This window comes from Mycobacterium sp. E3339, from assembly GCF_001666915.1.
In the GTDB taxonomy this organism is placed as follows: domain Bacteria; phylum Actinomycetota; class Actinomycetes; order Mycobacteriales; family Mycobacteriaceae; genus Mycobacterium.
In genome coordinates, this window is sequence record NZ_LZIZ01000145.1 from 1 (window position 1) to 2,253 (window position 2,253).

3 protein-coding genes are annotated in these 2,253 nt (G+C 73.7%); 1 reads left to right on the plus strand and 2 read right to left on the minus strand.

What is annotated here, in order from left to right:
- On the plus strand, positions 1–1,021 hold a 1,021-nt coding region (locus A5702_RS12785; protein ID WP_068221150.1), incomplete at its 5' end, for a branched-chain amino acid aminotransferase.
- Positions 1,022–1,034: 13 nt separating this feature from the next.
- Here A5702_RS12785 and A5702_RS12790 read toward each other — a convergent pair.
- The gene (locus A5702_RS12790) at positions 1,035–1,793 is read right to left on the minus strand and encodes an adenosylcobinamide-GDP ribazoletransferase (RefSeq protein WP_068221153.1); all 759 of its coding nucleotides are present in this window, start codon (positions 1,791–1,793) and stop codon (positions 1,035–1,037) included.
- The coding region (locus tag A5702_RS12795; RefSeq protein WP_197506557.1) for a nicotinate-nucleotide--dimethylbenzimidazole phosphoribosyltransferase at positions 1,790–2,253 on the minus strand (464 nt) is incomplete at its 5' end. The genes A5702_RS12795 and A5702_RS12790, both read right to left, overlap by 4 nt.

Consider the following 2,253-nt stretch of genomic DNA (forward strand, 5'->3'; position numbering starts at 1 on the left):
CGGTTTCGGTAAGTACTTCACTGACCACATGGTGTCCATCGACTACGACGACGACCAGGGCTGGCACAACGCGCGCGTCATCCCGTACGGCCCGATCGAGCTCGACCCGTCGGCGATCGTGCTGCACTACGCGCAGGAGATCTTCGAGGGGCTCAAGGCCTACCGCTGGGCCGACGGCTCGGTGGTGTCGTTTCGGGCCGAGGCCAACGCCGCGCGGATGCGGTCGTCGGCGCGGCGGCTCGCCATGCCCGAACTGCCCGACGAGCTGTTCATGGGCTCGCTGTGCCAGCTGATCGCCGTCGACAACGCCTGGGTTCCCGCCGCCGGGGGCGAGGAGGCGCTGTATCTGCGCCCGTTCATCATCGCGACCGAGCCCGGGTTGGGCGTGCGGCCGTCCAAGCGATACCGCTACCTGCTGATCGCCTCGCCCGCCGGGGCGTACTTCAAGGGCGGCATCAACCCCGTCACCGTGTGGGTGTCGACGGACTACGTGCGGGCCAGCCCGGGCGGCACCGGCGCCGCCAAGTTCGGCGGCAACTACGCCGCCTCGCTGCTGGCGCAGGCCGAGGCCGCCGCGCACGAGTGCGACCAGGTGGTCTGGCTGGACGCCGTCGAACGCCGCTTCGTCGAAGAGATGGGCGGGATGAACATCTTCTTCGTGTTCGGCAGCGGCGGGTCGGCGCGCCTTGTCACCCCGGAACTGTCCGGGTCGCTACTGCCGGGCATCACCCGAGATTCGTTGCTGCAGTTGGCGATTGACGCCGGATTCTCCGTCGAGGAGCGCAAGATCGACATCGACGAGTGGCAGAAGAAGGCCGCCGCCGGGGAAATAACCGAGGTGTTCGCCTGCGGCACCGCCGCCGTCATCACCCCGGTCTCGCACGTCAAGTACGGCGACACGGAATTCACCGTCGCCGACGGTAAGCCCGGCGAAGTGACGATGGCGCTGCGGGACACGCTGACCGGCATTCAGCGGGGCACCTTCGCCGACACCCACGGCTGGATGGCCCAACTGGGTTAGGTCGCCCGCCCGGCTAGAAGGGCACCAGCCCGGCGAGCGCCACGGCGCTCACCGTCGCGGTCAGCTCGATGACGGCGCCCAGCACGTCACCGGTGATGCCGCCGAACCGGCGCACGCAGTGCCGCACCAGCACCGCGCCGCAGGCCACACCGGCCAGCACCGCCACCGGCCCCTGCCACCACCGCGGCCCGGCCGCCAGCGCGGCGACGAGCAACACCGCGACCCACGCCGCCACCACGGCCACCGGCTGGCTGCCGGCGACCCGCGCCCCCAGGGAGCTGCCCGCGGCCGCCGGCACCGACCGGCGACCGGCCAGCACCGCGGCCACCCGGCCGGCGAACACCGTCACGGCGATGCCGGCGATACCCGGTTCGCCCGCCGCCCCGAGCGCCGCGAAGGCCAGCCCCTGCAGCGCGATCACCAACACGATCGCCGCGGCGCCGAACGGCCCGGTCGACCCGTCGCGCATCACCGCCAGAGCGCGCTCGGGCGGCCCGTAGCAACCCAGCCCGTCGGCCGTGTCGGCTACGCCGTCGACGTGCAGGCCGCGGGTGGCCAGCAGCAGCGCCGCGACCGCGAGCAGTCCCGACAGCGGGCTGGACGCCCCGAACGCGTGCGCCCCGCCCCACGTCACGGCGGCGGCGAGCACACCAAGGACGGCGCCCACCACCGGCAGCGCCGTCAGGGCGCCGCGGCCCATCGGCCCATGCCGCGAACCCGGCACGGGCAACACCGTGCCGAACGCGAAAGCCGTTGCCAGCGAACGGATCACAGTGGGGGAGCGGCCCGCTCGGACACGCCGGCCTGGCTGAATGTGGCCATCGACGACAGCGTGCCCACCGCGGCGCGCAGCACGGGCAGCGCCGCCGCGGCGCCGCTGCCCTCGCCCAGCCGCATCCGCAGGTCCAGGATGGGCTCCAGGCCGAGCTCGGTCAGCGCCAGGGCGTGGCCGGGCTCGGTGGACCGATGACCGGCCTGCCACCACAGCCGGGCGCCGGGGGCCAGCCGTTCGGCGACCAGCGCGGCGGCGGTCACGGCCATCCCGTCGAGCAGCAGCGGGGTGCGCCGCACCGCGGCCTGCGCGCAGAAGCCCGCCAGCGCGGCCAGGTCGGCGCCGCCGGCGTAGCGCAGCAGCGCCACCGGATCGGGCAGCACGAGGCGCGCCCGGAACAGGGCGTCGCGCACCGCGGCCGTCTTGCGCGACCAGCTGGCGTCGTCGATGCCGGTGCCGA